Genomic DNA, 249 nt, shown 5'->3' on the forward strand with positions numbered 1-249 from the left:
CGATGTGGACTGGTCGAACCGGCTTTCGGCGATGTTCTCGACGCCGTTCGTGGTGGCGACTGCCGCGCTGACCGGCGAGGTCGCGCCGCAAAGCCCGCTCTGCGACGCGGACGTGCGGGCGCTGGCGAGCCGGGTGCGGCTCGTCGAGGCCGCCGACCTCACCGCCCGGCTGCCCGGCGAACGGGCCGCCCGCGTGACGGTCTCGTTCGACGACGGCACGTCGTTGACCTGTGAAGTGCCCAACCCGGT

General features: G+C 72.7%; 1 pseudogene. It reads left to right on the forward strand.

Annotated elements, in window-relative coordinates:
• Nucleotides 1-249, forward strand: a pseudogene (locus tag G3I65_RS48985) (MmgE/PrpD family protein); the annotation flags it as partial.

This window comes from Amycolatopsis sp. SID8362 (assembly GCF_010550475.1).
GTDB lineage: Bacteria > Actinomycetota > Actinomycetes > Mycobacteriales > Pseudonocardiaceae > Amycolatopsis > Amycolatopsis eburnea.